General features: G+C 63.4%; 1 protein-coding gene and 2 tRNA genes. All 3 read left to right on the forward strand.

Annotation, left to right across the window (positions count from 1 at the left end; translation table 11 throughout):
• Positions 1 to 189: 189 nt before the first annotated feature.
• The 3 genes from GY769_19260 to thrS all read left to right on the forward strand — a co-directional run bounded on the left by GY769_19260 (position 190) and on the right by thrS (position 2,369).
• A tRNA-Val gene (locus GY769_19260) sits at positions 190 to 267 on the forward strand.
• 66 nt (positions 268 to 333) lie between these two features.
• Positions 334 to 410, forward strand: a tRNA-Val gene (locus tag GY769_19265).
• A 24-nt stretch (positions 411 to 434) separates the two neighbouring features.
• Positions 435 to 2,369: a threonine--tRNA ligase gene (thrS, locus tag GY769_19270; GenBank protein MCP4204060.1), complete on the forward strand. Its 1,935-nt coding sequence runs from the start codon at positions 435 to 437 to the stop codon at positions 2,367 to 2,369.
• Positions 2,370 to 2,704: the final 335 nt, after the last annotated feature.

The raw sequence follows: 2,704 nt of genomic DNA on the forward strand, positions 1-2,704 counted from the left end.
ACGACCGGATGTTTGGGCTAAGAGATCCACTTAGGACATCTTATCCCTACACTGGGATGATTGATCGATTCGCCCATGGGAAATTTCGGCAATTTTTAGGGCGGCGCCGCGTTGACAGGCTTCAGACCCTTTGTTACGATTCCCGCCCCTTCTCCGGAAGGTAGTTCTCAGCAACGTGAAATGATTTGAAGGCCCGTAGCTCAGCTTGGTTAGAGCGCTACGTTGACATCGTAGAGGTCAGCGGTTCGAGTCCGCTCGGGCCTACCACTTTCAAGAAACTCGGGAACAGGTACCAGATTCGAACGTGAACGGCTTTCTGCTCCCAGGACGACTAGGCGCTTAGCTCAGCTGGTTAGAGCGCTACCTTCACACGGTAGAGGTCAGCGGTTCGAGTCCGCTAGCGCCTACCACCCTCCTAGCAGTCCAAGAAGACCATGTCCGGATCAGAATCGATCGAGCTCACCCTGCCGGACGGATCGGTGCGTGAAGTGATCAAGGGCACGACACCGCTAGAGGTCGCCGAGTCGATCGGCCCACGGCTGGCGCGCGATGCTGTGGGCGCCGAGCTCGACGGTGCCGCCGTCGACTTGCGGATCCCGCTCCAGAACAGCGGCGCGTTCCGGCTGTTCACCACCAAGAGCCCGGAATCGGGCGACTGCCTTCGTCACAGCGCAGAGCACGTGCTGGCCGATGCGGTGAAGCGACTCTGGCCCGAGGTCGAGATCGACGCCGGGCGCCAGGACCATTCCGAGAAGTTCCAGTACGATTTCCGCTTCCCACGCGCGTTCTCGCCCGAGGACCTCGAGAGGATCGAACGGAAGATGCGCGAGATCCTCGCCGAGGACAGCGCTTTCGAGCGCGTCGAAGTCAGCCGCGAGGAGGCCGCCGAGCTCTTTGCCGGCATGGGCGAGAACCTCAAGATCGAGCGGCTCCAGGACATCCCCGAGGGCGAGACGATCACGGTCTACCGGCATGGCCGCTTCGCGGATCTTTGCCGTGGCCCCCACGCGCAGCGTGCCGGTCAGGTCAAGGCGATCAAGCTGCTCGAAACCTCCGGAGCGTACTTCCGAGGAGACGAATCGGGCGAGATGTTGCAGCGGATCTACGGCACCGCTTTCGGTAGTCAGAAGGAGCTTGACGAGTACCTCGAGAGGATCGAGCAGGCCAAGCTTCGGGACCATCGACGGCTCGGGTCGGAGCTGGATCTCTTCAGCTTCAACGAACATGCGCCGGCCAGCCCGTTCTTTCATCCCAAGGGCGCGTTTATCTACAACGCACTGATCGATTACGTTCGCGAGCGCAATCGCGACAACGGCTACCACGAGGTAGTAACCCCGCAAATACTCGACGTAGACCTCTGGCACATCTCGGGTCACTACGACAACTATCGCGACGCGATGTATTTCGCCGAGGCCGATGAGCGTCAGTACGCGGTCAAGCCGATGAACTGCCCGACGCATTGCCTCATCTATGCCAATACGCTGCGCTCGTATCGGGACCTGCCCATCCGGTACGCGGACTTCGGGCGGTTGCACCGCTACGAGCGGAGCGGCCAAACCTCGGGTCTGACCCGTGTTCGATCCTTTGCCCAGGACGACGCCCACGTCTTCTGCACGCCCGAGCAGGTCGAGGCCGAGGTTCTGCGGGCGGTCTCGATCATCCGCGACATCTACGTGACCTTCGGGTTCGAGGAGCTTCTGATCGAGCTCTCGACCCGGCCAGAGAAGCGTCTGGGGTCCGACGAGCTCTGGGATCGGGCCGAGAAGGACCTGGCGTCGGCGCTCGAGGGTGCCGGCATCGAGTACGTCGTCAACGAAGGCGACGGCGCCTTCTACGGGCCCAAGATCGACTTCCAGATCAAGGACGCCATCGGTCGCTCCTGGCAGCTGGGTACCGTGCAGCTCGACTACCACCTGCCGGAGCGTTTCGCGATGTCGTACATCGGCGAGGACGGCGGCGAGCATCGGCCGGTGATGATCCATCGCGCCATGCTGGGCTCGGTCGAACGCTTTCTGGGAATCCTGATCGAGCACACGGCGGGTGCTTTCCCGGTCTGGCTGGCGCCGATTCAGGCGGTCGTGCTGCCGGTATCGGACAAGGTGCACGAGTATGCCGCTCAGGTCCGCGACCGGCTAGGGGAGTCTGGAGTCCGGGTGCAGCTCGACGACCGCAGCGAAAAGCTGGGCTACAAGATCCGCGAAGCCCAGCTCCAGAAGATCCCGTACATGCTGGTGGTCGGTGCTCGCGAGGCGGAGTCGGAGACCGTGGCTCTGCGCCTGCGCACCGGTGACGATCTCGGCGCGCTTCCCGTCGGCGAAGTCAGCGCCCGCATCGGCGAGCGCGACGCCGCCCGCAGCCGCGAGCTGTAGGTCCGAGCGCCGCTCTCGACCGTCCTGTCGGCCGTCGGCGCATATGAACGGCGGTCGCCAAGCGATTCGCCTGAGGCTGCATCGAGGCTGGACGCCGGTCTCGGCCTTGCCGGCGCTAGAGCCTTTCGGCTCATGCGATCCAGCGGGCTCCTGGAAAGGTCGTCTCGGGCGATTCGCGCGTCTCCTCGCGCTCGAGAAAGGGGGGCAGACCGCTCGTAACAGCGGGAGATCTTTCGAACCCCCCCTTTCTCTCCCGCTGCGGTGCGGGCAAATCGCTTGTCCTCGTCTCCCCCTCCAGTCGCCGCGCCGGATCCTCGCACCGCCTCAAACGGCTC

Source organism: bacterium, from assembly GCA_024224155.1.
Taxonomy (GTDB): domain Bacteria; phylum Acidobacteriota; class Thermoanaerobaculia; order Multivoradales; family JAHEKO01; genus CALZIK01.